Genomic DNA, 18,887 nt, shown 5'->3' with positions numbered 1-18,887 from the left:
TTACTTTCCCTCTTTTCTGGCGTAGATCGTCTTTTTTCCATGTCTCAGGAAACTAACGATAAGCAGGAAACTGATCAGAAAAATTTCTACGAAGATAGCAATAACCGGATAAACATCCCTCAGAAATACAATCTTTGCGGTGGCATTACGAAAGCCAATCACTGAAAGCAATAGGATCGTTCCACCAGTATAAGGAGTAAGCGACTGATATTTCTTTAACTTAAAGATTTGAGCCAACCCTAGGGTGCTTTCCCAATAAAGTACGCAAATAGCGATAAAACTCCCCGCAATCCAAAAAAACACCATTACAGATTCCAAACGTTCTATAATATCTCCGACTTGAATCATCTGGGCAAGACGGAACATCGGATAGAGCTGCGTACTCGCGATATTCACGCCAAGCACGGCGATCATCTGCAGATAACTCATTAAGGCCAGCACAATTCCTAGGGTTATGGCAATCCATTTCGCTTTCAATGTTTCTCGGGGAACATTGTGATAAGCCATAAAGGTACCCATCGAAATACATATTCCGAATAAACTGGCAGGTAAAAGGCTCCCTTTCAATACCTCTAATGGAGGATGCTGAAAAACGGGTAAAAGATTTTCCAGTTCGGTATGGTTAAAATTCAAGAGAATAACCACGAGTAGGGAAAAAATGATGATCGGTCCGATTACTTCACTTAACCTGGCAATCACTTCAAGACCGGCATTAATCGCATAGGCACTAACCAGAAGGATTATTATACTAAAAACGATCGTCGGAGTTTCCGGCATGATGGCAAGGTTGATAATACTGCTGATGGTGTCCAGTATTAGGGTTGCCGTACCGCCGAAAAACAGAACAAAACTTAGCCCTGTCAACTTGCCGAACCAAGGACCCAATATTGTCTCGCAGTACTGAAAGATGGTCTGTTGAGGATATCTCAGTCCGAGAACATAGTAAACAATGCCTATAGCTGCATCAAGAAAGTAGGCGATTAGTATAGGCTGCCAAACATCCTGTTTGAACATGCTAATCAGGATCTGGGGCGAAGTGAAAGTAATTGGAATGGTAAAAAGACAAAACAATAAAAAGACATGTTGCCGTGTAGAAATTTCGCCGACTTCTAGCATTCCGTTTCCTCAGTTTCCTTACATAAAAGTATTGATATTATCATGCACGTAACCCCTTATTCTATGTATAAATTGAGAAACCCCCTGGTGGCAATATTTAAAGATTTTTACTAAAAGGTTCTATCCACAAGAGAATAAACCGAGTCCAATTAAGGAATAAGTCAGATGAATTTCCATCCGACCAACAAAGGAACATGCTCAAAATGGAATATAATGGAATACATTATATCTGAGCTTATCATTTGTTGGGAGGTAGTGGCATGACTGAAAATGAATCAAGTTGCTCCTGTAAATGCCAAAAGGAATCCAATAATACGCCAATTTTAATTGGTGGCATTATTGTTTACGAATTAGCAATTGCTATTATTTTGTTGATCTTTATCTTATGGGAGTTAGAAAAACCCTGTGGTTGTGAACCTTGCGGCAATGAATCATGTGACTGTAAATCAAACAGTGATGTGATCGAGCTGTCACCTTTGGAAGACTAAAATAGTTTGCCTTAGGGCCTGGAGAGAAAATAAAGGATTAAATACCAATTGAGCCTGAGTAGCTCCTGTTAAATCAGGGGCTTCTTTAGCATGATTAATGTGTGTGAATATTTGAGATGATAAGTGGAGGTAGGGAGAAGGAATTGGGGTGCCGACGCTGAATTATTTAAAGGAGAACTATAAACAATCAAACAAATAAAAAAATGTAAAACCTATCAAATCTAGTTTGGAGGTTAGTATGGATAAACTAGACTATAAGAAGGACTTTAAGGAATTATATCTGCCAAAGAAAACTCCGGTTATTGTTACGGTGCCCGACATGGAATTTATCATGCTTGATGGCAGCGGTGATCCGAACGGAGAGGAATTTGCTCTTGCTACTGCCGCTCTATATAGTCTCAGTTATGCGGTAAAAATGTCCTACAAGCGTGATCATGTGCCGTCAGGTTATTATGATTACACTGTTTTTCCCCTTGAGGGCGTATGGGATCTTGTGGATAAAACCTTACCTCCTACGGAAAAAAGTAACTTTAGGTATAAAATAATGATCCGCCAGCCAGACTTCTTGACGGTTGAGTTATTTGAGCAATTCAGAGAAGAGACAAACAGGAAAAAACCCAATCCTTATTTGAATAGCGCAGAATTCGGTACAATAGCAGAAGGACTGTGTTGTCAGATGCTTCATATAGGAAGCTATGATCAGGAGTCAGAAAGTTTCGCTAGGATGGATCAATATTGTAAGGAGCAAGGTTATCAGAGACGTTCTCTTAAACATCGGGAATTATACCTTTCAGATCCCCGCAAAACTGAACCTCATAAGCTTAAAACAGTGTTGCGATATCAAGTGGAAAATACCTAAAATTGTATACATAGCCAATAGAGTTGCAAAATCTCCAATGAATAAATATAATTTGTAACAACATAACGCGAAATTGATGAAGGAGTTTGGATACATGGCACTTGTAAATGAAAACTATTTGAAATTACCAGGAAGCTATCTTTTTTCTGAAATAGCCCGTAGAGTGAATCAATTTAAGGCAACTAATCCGGAGGCGGATATTATTCGACTGGGGATCGGTGATGTAACACGTCCTCTGCCCCCGGCAGTTATTGAGGCGATGCATCAAGGTGTCGAAGAGATGGGGAAGGCGGAAACCTTTCGGGGATATGGTCCAGAACAAGGCTACAAGTTTTTAACAGAAAAGATTATCGAACATGATTTTACCCCGCGTGGAGTGGAGATCTCTGACGATGAAGTCTTTATCAGTGATGGTGCAAAAAGCGATACAGCAAATTTCCAGGAGCTCTTTGGAGTCGATAACATCATGGCAGTGACCGACCCCGTGTATCCGGTTTATGTTGACAGCAATGTCATGGCAGGGCGAACTGGGACCTTCGACCATGAAAAGGGGCAGTATGGGAAGATTGTATACCTTCCCTGCACAGAAGAGAACGGCATGAAGCCTTCTCTTCCAAAGACGCGCGTTGATATGATTTATCTCTGTTTTCCCAATAATCCCACTGGGATGACGCTTTCGAAAGAGGAACTGAAGCAATGGGTGGATTATGCTCAAGAGAACCGCTCGATCCTTTTATTCGATGCGGCTTATGAAGCCTACATTCAGGAAGAAGGCGTTCCCCACAGCATTTTCGAGATTGAAGGTGCTCGAGAGGTTGCCGTTGAGTTCCGTAGTTTCTCGAAGACGGCGGGTTTTACCGGAACTCGCTGTGCCTATACGATTGTGCCGAAAGAAGTCAAAGTCTATGACTCTAAAGGTGAGGCTTATAGTCTCAACCAGCTTTGGCTAAGAAGACAAACTACGAAATTCAATGGGGTTTCTTATCCGGTACAAGCGGCAGCAGTGGCAATATTCTCGGAAGAAGGCCAGCAACAGGTTAAGGAAACCATCAATTACTATATGGAAAATGCCCGCATCATTCGTGAAGGCTTACAAGAGGCTGGTTATACAGTTTTTGGCGGAGTCAATGCACCCTATATCTGGATGAAGACACCGAATACTATGGGCTCATGGGAGTTCTTCGATAAATTGATGACGAATGCCCATGTTGTAGGTACACCGGGAGCTGGCTTCGGTGCGAATGGTGAAGGATATTTCCGCCTAACTGCTTTTGGTACTCGGGAAAATACACTTCGGGCGATTGAACGAATTAAGACAAGAATGTAGTTGATAAGTATCCTCTAAACATTGTTTATTAGATGTTTTTTTACAAACAAATTTTATAAACAAATAGGTTATTAACAAAAAACAAGGGGTGAAAACAAACGATTCATCCTTTGTTTTTTCTGCATTTTTCTATATTATTGTTGATAATTCTTAATGGTTTATGTATAATTTGCATTGCTGCAAAAGTGATTAAGGGAGGTTGCTGATAATGGGAAAAGCTTTGATTATTGGGGCTGGTGGAGTTGCCAGTGTTGCTATTCATAAATGCTGCCAGAATCCAGATGTATTTGAAGAAATTTGTATCGCCAGCAGAACTTTAGAAAAGTGTGAAGCTATCAAAAATAAACTTTCAGGAAGTCGCACTAAAATTCATACTGCTCAGCTCGATGCTGATTATACCGAAGAGGTCATTGACTTGATCAAGAGCTTTAAGCCTGACATTGTTATGAACCTTGCGCTCCCTTATCAGGACCTGACAATCATGGATGCCTGCCTAGCCGCTGGGGTTGATTATCTGGATACTGCAAATTATGAACCACCCGATATTGCTAAATTCGAATACAAATGGCAGTGGGCCTATCAGGAAAAATTTGCTCAGGCAGGGTTAACCGCGTTGCTTGGAAGTGGTTTTGATCCTGGAGTTACAGGTGTCTTTTGCGCCTATGCTCAGAAACATTATTTCGATGAAATTCATTCCATCGATATTGTGGACGCGAATGCCGGCGATCATGGTTATCCTTTCGCGACGAATTTTAATCCTGAGATCAATATTCGTGAAATTACAGCGAATGGAAGGTATTTCGAAAACGGTTCCTGGGTGGAGACTGCGCCACTTTCCGTGAAAAAAGTCTATGATCTCCCGGAGATCGGTCCTAAAAACATTTACCTTATGTACCATGAAGAGCTTGAGTCCTTGGCAATTCATATAAAAGGCATCAAACGAATAAGATTTTGGATGACCTTCTCGGATAATTATCTCAACCATTTACATGTCTTGGAAAATGTTGGCATGACCTCGATTGAACCTATTGAATTTGAGGGGCGGCAGATCATTCCATTACAATTCTTAAAGGCCATCCTTCCTGACCCAGCCTCCCTAGGGCCGAGAACGAAAGGGAAAACGAATATCGGTTGTATTATACAGGGGATTAAGGACGGAAAACCCAGAACCTATTACGTCTACAATGTTTGTGATCACCAAGAATGTTACGCAGAAGTTGGCTCTCAGGCTATTTCCTATACAACGGGGGTTCCGGCCATGATTGGAGCTATGCTGATGCTCAAAGGTCTTTGGAAAAAACCTGGCGTATTTAATGTAGAAGAATTTGATCCGGATCCATTTATGGAAGCGTTAAATAAATGCGGTCTACCGTGGCAGGAAAGTTTCTTGCCAACTCTCCTTGATTGAGGTGTATAAATGGACATTGATGTCAGTGCCCTGCCTTCTCCTTGTTATATTGTGGATGAACGACTAATTCTAAGAAATCTTGAAATCCTGCATTCCGTACAACAGCGTACGGGATGCAGAATTCTTCTTGCTTTAAAGGGTTTTTCGATGTATTCCGTATTTCCTCTGGTAGGCAAATATCTTAAAGGTGTCACAGCAAGCTCCTTGTTTGAGGCTAAGCTGGGTTATGAAGAAATGGGAAAAGAAGTTCATATTTACGCACCTGCTTATGTTGAGGAGGACTTCGAGGATATCCTCACGTATTGTGATCATGTTACCTTCAATTCTTTTGCTCAGTGGAATAGATTTAAAGACAGAGTAAAACATCATCAGACGAAAAAGATAAGCTGCGGCATCCGCATCAATCCGGAATATTCCGAGATTGAGACACCTATTTATAATCCTTGCTATAAGCATTCCAGACTGGGTGTGACATTGTCTAATTTCCAACCTGAAGAGCTTGAGGGCATTGAGGGCCTTCATTTTCATACCATGTGTGAGCAGAATTCGGATACCCTTGAACGTACGATTAAAGTAGTTGATCAAAAGTTTGGTCAATTTATTAAAACTATGAAATGGCTCAATTTAGGTGGCGGGCATCATATTACCAGGCCTGATTATGATATTGAAACCTTGGTCCGTTCAATCCAGTTTCTGCAGGATAAATATGGGGTAACTATTTACCTGGAACCGGGTGAAGCTGTGGCTTTGAACACAGGCTTTTTAGTGGCTAGTGTTCTTGACATTGTAGACAACGGCATGAAAATTGCCATTCTAGATACTTCAGCAGCATGTCATATGCCGGATGTGCTCGAAATGCCTTACAGACCTAACATTATTGACGCAGGAAAACCGGGCGAATACCCTAATACCTATCGACTTGGCGGCCCTACTTGTCTTGCGGGGGATGTTATTGGTGACTATTCTTTCAAAAAACCATTAAAAATTGGCGAAAGACTTGTATTCTGTGACATGGCCCACTATACTATGGTCAAGAACAATATGTTTAATGGAGTCAATCTTCCATCTATCGCACTTTTTAACGAAGAACAAGGCATTAAAATCATCAGACAGTTCGGCTATGGAGATTTTAAAACCCGTCTATCCTGAGAATTTGGTTGATATGATATGCAACCAGCTGGCGAGGTATTTTATGTATGATTTAGCGGATTATAGAAAAATGAAAAAGAAGTATGTACAGGATTTTCCAGAAGGAATTTTAGACGTGATTGAGTCGGATTATCCTAGTAAATATTTCTTGATATTAGAGGATCAATCCCTGATGACAACCTTGTTTTCCAATGAGGAATGGATAGACATCTTGACGAAGTCGAGAAATTCTTACAGAGACCATATTCAACGTATGAATTTATCGAGAAAAAAATGGGCTCAAGGAATTTGAATTCAGCAGACCAGATTATAGATACCTTAAAGCATGTTCTACAAAGAAAGCTAGGGTCATTCCTGATGGAATCCCTAGCTTTTGATTTAACCGGTTATAAAATATCCTAAACCATTAATAGTTGACATAAGTTGAGAAACTATTAAACTAAATGAAAAGGAAGCATACCGTTACATACAATCCAAAAATGGACTAATGAGCTGATCTAAAATTATAACTTATAGAAAGGTTGAAGGCCATGATATCCAATAAAATGCAAGAGCAAGTTCAAAGCAGTTCGATTATTCGAGCAATGTTTGAGGAAGGAAAACGGTTGGCGGGAATTCACGGGGCGGAAAATGTTTTTGATTTTAGCTTAGGGAATCCAAATGTCGAACCACCAGAGGAGGTTAAACGGGCAATTCTGGAGATCCTTAACACTGAAAATTCCACCAGTATTCATGGATATATGAATAACTCGGGGTTTGAAGAGGTAAGAGCGGCCATAGCCCAATCGATCAATGATAAATTTGGTACCGACTTTTCGCAAAAGAACATACTTATGACAGTTGGCGCGGCAGGCGGGTTGAATGTCATCTTCAAAACATTACTTAATCCTGGAGATGAAGTGATTACCTTTGCTCCCTTTTTCGGTGAATATCGCAGCTATGTTAAAAATTATGAGGGCGAATTAGTTATAATCTCCCCCAATACTCTGGATTTTCAACCAAACCTGGGGGAATTTAAGCAAAAAATCACTCCAAGAACCAAAGCCGTGATCATCAATTCCCCGAATAACCCAACAGGTGTCATTTATTCGGAAGAAACAATTATTAAGCTTGCGGAAATATTAAGTGAGAAGCAAAAGGAATTTGGGACGGATATTTATCTTGTTTCCGATGAACCATACCGAGAACTTGCGTATGATCATGCTGAAGTACCCTATCTGTCAAAATACTATACGAATACAATTATCGGCTACTCCTTTAGTAAATCCCTTTCCTTGCCCGGCGAAAGGATCGGTTATCTGGTGATTCCGGATCAGGCAGCGGATTTCGAAAATATCATGGTCGCAGCGAATATCGCCAATCGTATCTTAGGTTATGTCAATGCCCCGTCCTTATTCCAACGCGTCGTTGCTAAGTGTTTAGATGCTAAAGTAGATATCGAGACCTATAACAGGAACCGCGAACTTCTGTATAATGGGCTTGTATCTTACGGCTACCAATGTATTAAACCTGAAGGGGCCTTTTACCTGTTTGTCAAAACTCCTATTGAGAGTGATGTGGAATTTTGCAATCTGGCTAAGGAAAAAAATATTCTTATTGTTCCCGGTACAGCGTTTGGATGCCCTGGTTATGTGAGAATTGCCTATTGTGTCGCCTATAAAACCATTGAGAAAGCGCTGCCGGGCTTTAAGGCTATCATTGAAGAGCTTAAATAGATATTAGGAATTTGGAGAATTTATGAGTTAGCGGTTTCAAGAAACAAACGAAAATCAAGATTAAAAGCATCTGCTTGTTGAGCAGGTGCTTTTGCGCTTTAATCGATTAATTTTACTGAGGCGGCACTTGGTACCCAAGAAATTGATAGATCGCATTCAACATGAGGGTTAGGAGTTTCACGGGGCTGAATATTGGCCAATTAAGTGCGTAAGAAATAGCGGTAAATAAGGACAACAGATAGATGACGCTGTAAACTTTAAAATCTCCCCACCATTTTTTTTGCAATAAAGGTGGCACTTGAATGAAGGCCATAAGCCCAAATCCAAAGAGAACCAAGATTACCGCCATGTTTAAAGAGACCACCTTTCAGGTCATTTAGAAGGTTCGATTATTTTAAGATTTAGAGCTGCGTTGTTTCAGGAGAGAAAAAAGGTAGAGGAGAAGGGGGATGCCCACTTCAAACGTCGGAACAGCGTACTGAGACCAAACGGACTTGCCATAGTAGCTCATTTCCCTAATGTTATCCATACCAGGGTAGGCGGAGATGCTAAGCAGGATAATTAGTGGTGCAACCAAGCTGCGACGACTATGAAGCTGAAAAATGTCCCCAAGGAGAATAATGCCTGCATAAATCCATACTGCGGCCTTTACACTAACGGCTGTTACCCAAACTGTCATGACAAGGGCATCGTACCCACGAATACTTCCGCTCACAGTAGCTATCCGCGCAAGTTCCAAAGTAGGAAATTCGTAGAAGGTTGGTAAGGTTGAGCCCATAGTAAGTAAAAGGATGATCACGAGATACTCTAACGCCACAATGTTGATAATCACGGTCCAAAGGAGGGTCCGTTTGCTAGTATGCCGAACCTCTGGAGCAAGGATCAAGGCTAAAATGATCTGGTCGAACCAACCAATGGGTGTTATCATGCCCGTTAAGATAGGGGTTATTCCATGCTCTAAAGGAGGAAGCAGCTGGTCAACGTTAAAATTCTTGGTATTAGTGATACCAAGAACGAGAAAGGTCAAGATCATCAGAGGAATGACAAAGGTATTAAAACGAGCTAATGGTTCCAAGCCTAGGTAGGCAGCATACCCTGCCAGGCAAGTCAAAAGAAAGACTAAAACAAACATTGGCGTTTCAGGCATGAAAGCACTCTTAATCATTTCTCCTCCCGGAACGATTATCGTAAGAACCGTAATATTAAAAAAAACAACGTAACCGAAAGCGATCAGATTTCCCAACGGTTTGCCTAATATTTGGGTAAAAATTGTTAACGCTCTTTCTTGCGGGTTTTTTTTACAAATGTTTCCGATTAGCCAAACTGCAGGAAGACTGAGAATTGTGCTGACAAGAAGCGTAAGATAAGCATCCCGCCCAGAGTTGGCCAGTAAGGCTGAAGGAATGTAAACGAGGCCAGTCGCTAATACCTCAACGACAATTAGGCCGATAAGTTGGCGCTCAGAGATTTTTCCCGATTCCAGCTCAATAACACCTCCATGGTATTAAGGATCTTATTCTTTTAAACCTGGATATTTGAGCATAACGCTTGAATTACGGAAATGGCTGTTAACGATAATCTCGATTGGCAGACCGGCATAGACATCCGGCCAACGATCTTTGACTTCCTGCCAAGTTTGAAGATGATAGGCATGAACTTTTTCTGCAATGTCAAAAACGTCTGCTTTATTTTCCTGAAGATGATTCAGAAGCTGATCAAAGCGTTGACTTAAAACGTCATCGAGCCTATCCTCCAAAGCTTTGATATCTGCCGGACTGCTAAGATGGCCTGTTGAAGTTTCAGTGACGTAAAAGTCGCAAGTTACTTCGAGCCGAGCACTGAGTTTCGGCGAAGTAATAACATGAAATTCTGCTGGGCTGCCGGAAAGCACTACGCTTAAAAGAGGGGCGCCGGCATCTGTTTTTTGAGTAAAGGTAAAACGAGAGTTTTGCAGGCCGTTTTTCAGCCAATCATAAGCTTGTCCGTCAAGGTCATCAAGATAGCCCGTAAGTTTATCTTTCTGAAAGACAGCACTTGATCTGAGGAGAAGCTGGTCAATCTGGTAGCCTGATGGAGCTGATGTATTCTTAAGATCAATGGCATTAACGAGAATTTGAGAGCCGCTTTCTCCGTGATAGTTAAGCAGAAATTTGAAGAATGTGGGAAACTGAGTTTGATGTTTACGCACCATTTCTTCCAATCCCATCGCCGGATATCGGGCTAAAAGGTTGGAAGTCGTCAATAATTTTTGTCCGGTTCCTCCCTTGGCTATGATAATCCAAGCAGATTCCTGCCCCCATTGGTTACGAGCGAAAAAATCCAGGTAGGGCATCAGGCCTTTTTTAGCGAGATCTTCTCCAATAAAGAAAACTGCATTGTGTCCAAAATAGAGAAAGCGCGGAGTAATTTGATCAATTTTTTGCATTGCTTCCTGAACTGAATCCCCATCGGCTGAAAGAAGAGAAAACGTGGATTGATTATTCCCAATCGATGGAGAGGTTGCCGACATCGACGAGATAAAGGATTCCGGGTGAATCCCCTGAAGTGTAAGTCGGATTTTCCCATCGACGCTATCCAAGCTGATGCCTAGGACAATTAAACGGTCGGTTAATTCATGACCACTCCAACAGCCGGGAATGAGCAAAAGCACGACCATGAAAATTATAATCCAGGTACGGCGATGTAACGTAAAAAACAAGGGCGATTTCTCCCTTCTGTAATGGTTACTTCTTGCTGGCTCCATCCTGATCTTGTGGTCGAATGGATTGTTGTTTTCCTCTAAGAATCAGCCAGGGTGACCGAATAAATACATCGGACCATTCCTTTAAGTGTAAAGAGGAGACTGGCGAAAAGTAGGGGACACCTAAACTTTCTAAGGATGAAGCATGGAGCAAGATGGTACATCCCCCCAATAAAAATCCATAGAGGCCAAGAATTGACGAGAGCAGAACGAGAAGATAGGAAAAAAGGCGTACGGTTGAACGCAGGTCCTCAGTAGGGACTGCAAAGGTGGAAATAGCCGTTAATGCAACCACTATGACCATGATAGGGGATATAATCCCGGCAGATACAGCGGCTTCACCTAAAACCAGAGCGCCAACGATACCGATGGCTGGTCCAATAGTGCGAGGAAGGCGCAAGGCGGCTTCGCGAAAAATATCTAATGCTGCGAGCATAATTATGATTTCCACTACCGTTGGTACAGGGACGTTTATTCGGGATGCAGATAAGGAAAAAAGAAATCGCAGAGGTACCATATCGGGTTGGAAAACTGTAAATGCCAAATACAGGGCTGGCAGCGTTGCCGCTAAAATGTAAGAGATATAGCGAATCCAGCGGATGATGCTGCCGACCATAAAGTGTTGAAAATAGTCATCAGGAGATTGAAAATAGTTCCAAAAAGTAGTTGGCATTAAAAGAGCAAAAGGGCTGCCCTCAGCGAAAACAGCGGCACGCCCTTCCATAATGGCGGCAACAACTTTGTCAGGTCGTTCTGTCGATTGAATTAAGGGGAAAGGAGTATAAGTTTTTTGGGCTAGAAATTCCGTCAAAAAGCCAGATTCTTGAACACTAGGAAGCTTAATATTGGTTAACCGATTCCTGACTTCATTGAGGAGGGAGGGTTGGATTTTTCCCTCAAGATATATGAGCGCAACGTCAGTCCTGGATTCTTCACCTAATTTATAGATTCTAATTTTCAAGTTCGGATTTTTCATACGAGCTCTAATAATGGCCAGATTAGGAAATAACGGCTCGGTAAATGCTTCCTGTGGTCCACGGATTACGGGTTCTGTTTCAGACCGTTCGATAGCCCGGTGTTGGATTTGTGCCGTCATGACAAGAAACGTTTCGGCAACTCCATCAATGAGAATGAGTGTATTGCCACTCATCAGTGGAACTAGGATCTCTGACCAAAGAGTAAAGGATTTTTCGGGTAAAAAGGGCAGCGACAGGCGAGTGGCCTTAGGGAATAAACCTCTTTGAGCCCCAACTTCCAGTTGATATAAAGAAGGTAAAATCGTTTGACTGATAAAATCCAAATCTGCGGCAAGTGAGGAATAGACGAGCATACCTGAGGACTCGGCTGCAGTGGTAAAGGGTCGAAACACAAAATCATCACAATCTTCCAAGACTTCGTGAAGGTAGGTAAGATTTTCCTTGAGAGAAGGAGAAACGGAGGCTCCCATCTGGATTGAGGATTGAGATCTTTGAGACATGTTGTACCCTCTTTCGGTTAAAAGGTGTTAATTTATATAAAGATTACTCTTAAATCGTTTTTTGGATCAGAGTTATTCTTCCTAGAAATGGAATATTTATGATAAGCTTCAGAATCAAAAAATAGCACCACCCCGATATGGACGGGGGGTGCTTTGACAGCCTTTTATAAAAAATAGACATTCAGGAAACAAATTTCATCATTTTGCTATAAACATCTTTAGCATCGTTGTAACCGTTATGAAGCAGTCCATAGAGTTTTCTTGGATCTTTTTCCAGTCGCCCAACGTCTAATTCTTTTGATGGCCTTATGATAATTGCTTTACCATCTTCTTCAAGCTGCTCAATAAGGTCTAAGGTTTTGTTGTAAACCTTGTAACGATTTAACATGGTTTCAACTAACGAAGGGTAATGCCGATAAGTTAGCTTTAAAAGTTTGTTGAATTTACCCGGTTTTTTTCGATAGCCTTTGTTTCTAGTTAAAACAATGATATTTTTTATGTTACCATCCTGAATAGATTTTCTTATGGGTATGGAGTCGGAAATTCCGCCATCTAACAATTTGTAGCCTTTATACGTCACAATAGGGGATAGCATGGGAAGAGAAGCAGAAGCCCTTAAGGCTTCAAATTTATCCCCCATCTCTTCCTTCGATAAATAGATGGGCTTCCCGGTCTGGCAATCTGTTGCACCTACGAGAAAATTACAAGGTGAGTTATGAAACGTCTCAAAATCAAAAAAGACATGCTTGTTAGGAATTTCATCGAAAATGAAATCCATCCCAAAATAGGATTTGTTCAGGAATAGACTCCTTAAACTCATGTAACGCCAATTCTTAACGTAATTGATGATGACCTCTTCATTTCTGCCTGGTTGCTTGGAAATGTAGGAAACAGCATTACATGCCCCGGCAGATACTCCAATAATATACTTGAAGTATAAGTCATTTTCCATAAACCATTCCAAAACTCCGCAGGTGTAGAGTCCCCTCATGCCCCCGCCTTCTAATACAAGTCCGATTTTCTCCATAATGAACACCTCATTTTAAAAAGACAAATATTTTTGCAAATAGGCCTTAGAAGAATTCCCTATATTGTAATATAATCATTCTATACTATTTAATAAAATAAAGCACATTTAGAAAGGGATTTAAATGGCACATAGAACGTTAAAATCCGGGTATCAGCAGTTGAACGAACGAATCAATCGATTTCCTCAAGGGGCGCCCCCTACGGAGTATTTATTTAAGATACTCAAGGTCTTGATGAGCGAAAAAGAAGCAACGATTTTGTCAAAGCTGCCTATAAAACCTTTTACAATCCAGACTGCCAGTGAAGTTTTAAGGTTAAATCCTAAAGATACGGGAAAGGTCCTTACAGAACTGGCGTCTCGAGCTCTATTGTTGGATGTTGAGGACCTGAATGGAGATAGAACCTTTGTCTTACCCCCGCCTATGGCTGGTTTTTTTGAGTTTTCCCTGATGCGTCTCAGAGGAGATATTGACCAGAAATTACTATCCGAACTTTTCTATCAATATTTAAATGTTGAAGAGGATTTTGTCCGTGATTTATTTGTCACTGACACGAAACTTGGCCGGATCTTTGTCAATGAACCGGCGTTGAGTACTGTTAACAATTTGCACATACTGGATTATGAACGAACAAGCGAAATCATCAAGCATTCATCTCACCTAGCAGTAGGTCTCTGTTATTGTCGGCACAAGATGAGTCATATGGGTAAAGCGTGTGATGCACCTTTAGAGATCTGCATGACTTTAGGAGGTACTGCGTCTAGTCTGATAAAATATGGCTATGCCAGAGAAGTTGGCATTTCAGAATGTATGAGTTTACTCGAAAAGGCTTATGACCATAACCTTGTGCAAATCGGTGAAAACGAGCAAGAGGGGCTGCCCTTTATCTGTAATTGCTGTGGTTGCTGCTGTGAAGCTCTATTGGCCATCAAAAGGTTTGGAACATTAAACGCCATCAATACAACGAATTTTCTGCCTGAGATTGAGGAAGCTAAATGCAGTGGTTGTGGAAGGTGTGTTCTAGCCTGCCCGGTAGGGGCTTTATCAATCAGCACTCAAACACTGGATAATGGAACAGTGGTGAAAAAAGCTATATTGGATGAAACTATTTGTTTAGGATGCGGTGTTTGTGTTAGGTCCTGCAATCGTAGCTCGCTTAAACTTAAGCACAGGGATAAGAGAGTAATAACGCCTGTAAATTCCGTTCATCGCATCGTAAGGCAAAGTATTGAAACGGGGAAACTTCATAATCTCATTTTTGATAACCAGGCATTATATAGTCATAGGGCTATGGCAGCAATACTGGGGGCAATCTTAAAAATGCCTCCGTTAAAACAAATTATGGCTAGTGAACAGATGAAATCAAACTATCTCTTGGCTCTGATCAAAAATTATAAGTAAATCATTCACGATGAAATTAGCGTTTACTTGAACTAAGCTTAAGAATCTATGGTTTGATGGAATGGATGTCATACATGAGAGAACGGTGTCTGTATTGATAAAAAGAGATCAAAAATTATATCGGCTTGCTAATGGGACGCTAAATAAAGCGTCTTTTTCCGTTTTAATTTTTCAAATCTATGTTATATTAGAAATGGAGAAAAATTTATAGAAATATGGAGAAATGATGGTTGTTAAGTTTCAGGAGAATTGCTCTAGGGCCAAGACTCGTTAAAGAATTTAGGCGTAATTACGAGGTACTTCTCGTTAACTCTTTATTAGTGCTTAAAATACTTTATCTTAGCTTCCTCATTGGAGTTCCATCCTCTTTGAGCATGGCAGTTAGCTCTTTCGTAGTTTTGCTAGCCTTTTCTATCTGGACTAACTTATTAACTCCAGTGGGCAGAAAAGTGACTTTGCTAATATTTGCAGGGTTGATGAGCACATTATTATGGATCGATTTATTATTTTATCGAATCTACAACTCAGTTTTATCAATCCCAGTGCTATACGAAGCCGGACAGGTCGAGGGAGTATCAGGCAGTATCATGACACTTATTAAACAAGGGGACATACTCTTCTTCGTGGATCTTCTGGCACTGGCTTATCTATTCTTTCTAAGAAAAAACAACAAGCACGCCTCTCCAATAGGGATTATCCGGAGGGCTGTTCAAGTCGTTTTGATATTCGTGATATGTGGCTTGATGTTTGGAATACGTTTAGAGACGGTTACTAAATCTTTCGATAAGGATGCTTATATAGGATTGAACTGGAATAATACAGTTCTCGAGCAAATGGGCATCATCAATTACCACCTCTTGGATCTCTATCAATTTTTAAATGTTAAGGATGCTAAAACTAATTTTGACAGCAAAGTAGGACTGCTAAAAACCTGGATGGAGCACCATCAAAGTCTCGAAGGTTCTAATTTAAAGGGAGTTGCCAAAGGGAAAAACCTGATTGTGATTCAATTAGAGGCTATGCAAGGTTTCTTGATTAATCATTCGATAAACGGTCAGGAAGTCACCCCCAACCTTAACAAATTAATTAAAAGCAGTATGTATTTTGACAATTATTTCACCCAGATTGCCGAGGGTACTACGTCTGATGCTGAGTTTATGTCGTTAAATTCTCTTTATCCGGCTGCTGAAGGTTCGTATTACATACTTAAGCCATTAAACACGTATTACTCTCTGCCCACTGCACTTAAAAATACAGGCTTTACAGGAAGCTTTGCTTTCCATGGATACAAACCTGAATTTTGGAACAGGAATATCATGTATCCTTCGGAGGGCTTTGATAAATTTTATAATGAAAATGACTTTAAGATTGATGAAACGATGGGAATGGGCCTGTCTGATGAGTCAATGTTTAAACAGACACTCTCAATCCTTGAACAAAAGAAGCAACCTTATTTCTCTTTTATCGTTACGCTGACTGCTCATTATCCCTGGGATGGTATTCCCGATGATAAAAAGGGACTAAATATCCCTCAAGGGGAGTTTAGCGATATGTTTACTAACTATCTCCAAGCACAGAATTATGCTGATAAATCCCTTGGGGAATTCATGGATAATTTACAGCAACAAGGAATTCTTGACAACTCGGTTGTCGTAGTTTACGGTGATCATTTCGGACAATACTTAGAAGATCAGGATATCAGGAAATTTCTAAACTCTCCTACGCCAATTAATGATTATACATCTCTTGAATTACATAAGGTTCCGTTACTTATTAGAATGCCCGGCGGAAAGTATTCCGGTGTACGTCACATTTCCGGGGGGGAGATGGACTTATATCCCACGTTAGCGAATTTATTTGATTTGGATAAGCGCAAATTATTTTATTTCGGCCAAGATCTTTTGAATATCAAAGAGGGCTTTAGTGCCTTTAGAGTTTATGCGCCGGATGGCTCTTTTGCGACGGATACTTTATTTTACATTGCCAATAAAGACGGCGTTTTTGAGCACGGTACAGCCTATGATCGACAAACCGGGCAACAGGTTGATCTAGAGAAGGCCAGAAGCGGGTATCAACGGGCCTTGTGGCATCTAACGATGTCTGACCTTATCTTAAAAGTGAATGGGTTGCCCAAGCTGCTTAGGAAATAAACACAAGTATAGTCTAAGCGAAATCCCTAAGTGCCTTAACGATAAATGCTGCTAAAAAGGATATTGTTAAAATGCTAAAAAAATTCTTTATTCCAGGTAGATTTAAGAACTCGGTATTTATTAAAGATAGTAACGGCATTAAAATCAATAAGACAGTCATTATTGTCGGGATATCTTTGATTCTCTCCATAATCGGTCTGCTTTTTATATCGAATAATGAAAGCTATTATAATAAAACGATCGCTAAAATTACATCGATAACAGAGCAAAATAGCGCCGACAAGCAAATGAATACACAGTATATTCGAGCGGTGATTTTGAACGGTCATTATAAAGGCCAGGAAATAACCCTGGAAAATAAAACAACAAATTCTCAAGCTTTGGATTTGAAGTTTGGGGTTAATGATGAGGTTTTTGTAAAAATTCAAGGGAATCCGGACAAAAAGATCGTTTCATCGGATATAATTGGTTTTAAAAGAGATAACTATATTGCCTATGTCACATTTATATTCGTCTTATTAATTTTGAGTATAGCCGGCTCTAAGGGTTTAAAGTCTCTAACCAGCCTGGTTGTTAATGTTCTTATTATTTCTGTTGTATTTAATTTGTATTTGCATGGATTTAATCTTATTTTAGTCGCCTCAATTGCTAGCTTTTTATTTATTTTCACCTCGCTCATCATTGTAAGCGGAGTGAATAAAAAAACGTTTTCAGCGATCATTGGTACAATTTTAGGAACTCTTTCGGCAATGCTGGTAGCAATTGTCATCTTTAAAGTGACAGATGCTAATGGAATTCACTATGAGGAAATGGAATTTCTGACAACCCCTCCGGAGCCAATTTTTGTTTCGGAGATTTTAATAGGTACTTTAGGTGCGATAATGGATATAGCAATTACCATTTCATCATCAATTCAAGAAATGTATAGTAAGAATCCAACTATTGAAAAGAAACTTTTGCTGAACTCGGCCAGGGAAATCGGAAACGATATTATGGGTACCATGACAAATACTTTAGTGTTTGCTTATTTTAGCGGCAGCATTCCAATGATCTTGCTTTGGCTTAAAAATGGCTATCCATTATACGAGATCATTAATATTAATATTTCATTGGAGATTATAAGAATGCTTACTGGAAGTATAGGGATTGTGGTCAGCATTCCAATTACCATGTATATTTCTATGGTCCTTCTTAAAAACCATAAGATTGGGTTGAGATCATGAGTGTGCAATTTTTATTATTGAGTATCTTATTTGTTTTAATGGCTATGATTGGAGGGAAAAGAGGCATAAAGGCCTTTTTCTCTTTATGGTTGAACTTTATAATTTTATTTATAATGCTGATTTTAATCTCACTGAATATTGATCCTCTTAAGATAACGATAGTTGGTTCAATTATTATTGGCTCAGTCACTTTATTTTACATTAATGGAGTTAATAAAAAGACTGTTTCATCATTTTTATCTGTAACCTTAGTTATAGTGTTAACAATGCTGCTGGTTTATAAAATAGCGGCAGATGCCAAAATACAAGGATTCAGCAGCGAGCAATCGGAAACTATTTCGTATTTATCTCTGGATATTCAACTTGATTTCACAAAGATCGTCGTCTGTGAGTTTTTAATTGGCTTATTGGGGGCAATTATTGATATCGCAATTTCCATCTCTTCATCAATGAATGAGATATATGTGAATAAGCTATTTACCACTCCCAAAAGTTTATTAATATCGGGAATTAATATTGGAAGAGATATTTTAGGGACGATGACAAACACTTTACTTTTTGCCTTTATTGGTGGATTTATGACCTTAGTAATTTGGTTTAATAAATTCAACTACTCGATCTCAGATATTCTAAACAATAAAGTGTTCGGATCGGAAATTCTTCAGGTTTTGTGCAGCGGAATAGGCATTATCTTAATCATACCTGTTACGGCCTTCATTACTTCGAGAATTTTGCTTATTAATAAACCATAGAAGTCCCTGCAGGGACAGCTGCAAGAGTCATTCATACTAAGCGTAGGGAGCATT

The 18,887-nt window shown here is 40.1% G+C and carries 17 protein-coding genes; 11 read left to right on the top strand and 6 right to left on the bottom strand.

What is annotated here, in order from left to right; translation table 11 throughout:
• Positions 1-1,116: an endospore germination permease gene (locus VZF35_RS01360; protein ID WP_407310277.1), complete on the bottom strand. Its 1,116-nt coding sequence runs from the start codon at positions 1,114-1,116 to the stop codon at positions 1-3.
• Positions 1,117-1,376: 260 nt separating this feature from the next.
• On the opposite strand from VZF35_RS01360, the gene VZF35_RS01355 reads away from it, so the two are divergent.
• From VZF35_RS01355 to VZF35_RS01325, 7 genes are all read left to right on the top strand, one after another.
• Positions 1,377-1,604: a hypothetical protein gene (locus VZF35_RS01355; RefSeq protein WP_407310275.1), complete on the top strand. Its 228-nt coding sequence runs from the start codon at positions 1,377-1,379 to the stop codon at positions 1,602-1,604.
• 238 nt (positions 1,605-1,842) lie between these two features.
• A complete protein-coding gene (locus VZF35_RS01350) occupies positions 1,843-2,463 on the top strand; it encodes a GyrI-like domain-containing protein (protein WP_407310273.1) in 621 nt (206 codons plus the stop codon).
• 94 nt (positions 2,464-2,557) lie between these two features.
• A complete protein-coding gene (locus tag VZF35_RS01345; protein WP_407310271.1) occupies positions 2,558-3,790 on the top strand; it encodes an LL-diaminopimelate aminotransferase in 1,233 nt (410 codons plus the stop codon).
• A gap of 208 nt (positions 3,791-3,998) precedes the next feature.
• Positions 3,999-5,198: a saccharopine dehydrogenase C-terminal domain-containing protein gene (locus VZF35_RS01340; protein ID WP_407310269.1), complete on the top strand. Its 1,200-nt coding sequence runs from the start codon at positions 3,999-4,001 to the stop codon at positions 5,196-5,198.
• Positions 5,199-5,207: 9 nt separating this feature from the next.
• Positions 5,208-6,347 carry a carboxynorspermidine decarboxylase gene (gene nspC / locus VZF35_RS01335; RefSeq protein WP_407310267.1) on the top strand — a complete coding sequence of 380 codons (1,140 nt, stop codon included), beginning with the start codon at positions 5,208-5,210 and terminating at the stop codon, positions 6,345-6,347.
• The gene (locus tag VZF35_RS01330) at positions 6,319-6,639 is read left to right on the top strand and encodes a hypothetical protein (RefSeq protein ID WP_407310265.1); all 321 of its coding nucleotides are present in this window, start codon (positions 6,319-6,321) and stop codon (positions 6,637-6,639) included. The genes nspC and VZF35_RS01330 overlap by 29 nt, the downstream gene beginning before the upstream one ends.
• 238 nt (positions 6,640-6,877) lie before the next feature.
• Positions 6,878-8,062, top strand: a complete 1,185-nt coding sequence (locus VZF35_RS01325) for a pyridoxal phosphate-dependent aminotransferase (RefSeq protein ID WP_407310263.1) — start codon at positions 6,878-6,880, stop codon at positions 8,060-8,062.
• A gap of 112 nt (positions 8,063-8,174) precedes the next feature.
• Here VZF35_RS01325 and VZF35_RS01320 read toward each other — a convergent pair whose 3' ends face one another.
• From VZF35_RS01320 to VZF35_RS01300, 5 genes are all read right to left on the bottom strand, one after another.
• A complete protein-coding gene (locus tag VZF35_RS01320; RefSeq protein WP_407310261.1) occupies positions 8,175-8,411 on the bottom strand; it encodes a hypothetical protein in 237 nt (78 codons plus the stop codon).
• A gap of 45 nt (positions 8,412-8,456) precedes the next feature.
• Entirely contained in the window at positions 8,457-9,530 is a 1,074-nt protein-coding gene (locus VZF35_RS01315; RefSeq protein ID WP_407314881.1) for an endospore germination permease, read from the bottom strand.
• A gap of 45 nt (positions 9,531-9,575) precedes the next feature.
• Positions 9,576-10,760, bottom strand: coding sequence for a Ger(x)C family spore germination protein (locus VZF35_RS01310; protein ID WP_407310259.1), 1,185 nt, complete (start codon positions 10,758-10,760; stop codon positions 9,576-9,578).
• A gap of 25 nt (positions 10,761-10,785) precedes the next feature.
• Positions 10,786-12,279: a spore germination protein gene (locus tag VZF35_RS01305; RefSeq protein ID WP_407310257.1), complete on the bottom strand. Its 1,494-nt coding sequence runs from the start codon at positions 12,277-12,279 to the stop codon at positions 10,786-10,788.
• 181 nt (positions 12,280-12,460) lie between these two features.
• Entirely contained in the window at positions 12,461-13,306 is an 846-nt protein-coding gene (locus VZF35_RS01300; RefSeq protein WP_407310255.1) for a patatin family protein, read from the bottom strand.
• A gap of 124 nt (positions 13,307-13,430) precedes the next feature.
• Here VZF35_RS01300 and VZF35_RS01295 point away from each other — a divergent pair, with 124 nt between their 5' ends.
• The 4 genes from VZF35_RS01295 (at position 13,431) to VZF35_RS01280 (ending at position 18,833) form a co-directional block, all read left to right on the top strand.
• On the top strand, positions 13,431-14,708 hold the full coding sequence (locus VZF35_RS01295) for a 4Fe-4S dicluster domain-containing protein (protein WP_407310253.1): 1,278 nt from the start codon (positions 13,431-13,433) through the stop codon (positions 14,706-14,708).
• Positions 14,709-15,184: 476 nt separating this feature from the next.
• A complete protein-coding gene (locus VZF35_RS01290) occupies positions 15,185-16,858 on the top strand; it encodes an LTA synthase family protein (RefSeq protein ID WP_407310251.1) in 1,674 nt (557 codons plus the stop codon).
• Positions 16,859-16,929: 71 nt separating this feature from the next.
• The gene (locus VZF35_RS01285) at positions 16,930-18,081 is read left to right on the top strand and encodes a YibE/F family protein (RefSeq protein WP_407310249.1); all 1,152 of its coding nucleotides are present in this window, start codon (positions 16,930-16,932) and stop codon (positions 18,079-18,081) included.
• Complete coding sequence (locus VZF35_RS01280; protein WP_407310247.1) at positions 18,078-18,833, top strand: YibE/F family protein; 756 nt, start codon at positions 18,078-18,080, stop codon at positions 18,831-18,833. The genes VZF35_RS01285 and VZF35_RS01280 overlap by 4 nt, the downstream gene beginning before the upstream one ends.
• Positions 18,834-18,887: the final 54 nt, after the last annotated feature.

The organism is Desulfosporosinus paludis, assembly GCF_045689965.1.
Taxonomy (GTDB): domain Bacteria; phylum Bacillota; class Desulfitobacteriia; order Desulfitobacteriales; family Desulfitobacteriaceae; genus Desulfosporosinus; species Desulfosporosinus paludis.
The sequence above is the reverse complement of the archived record's forward strand: the minus strand, read 5'-3'. Positions and strand labels throughout refer to the sequence as shown.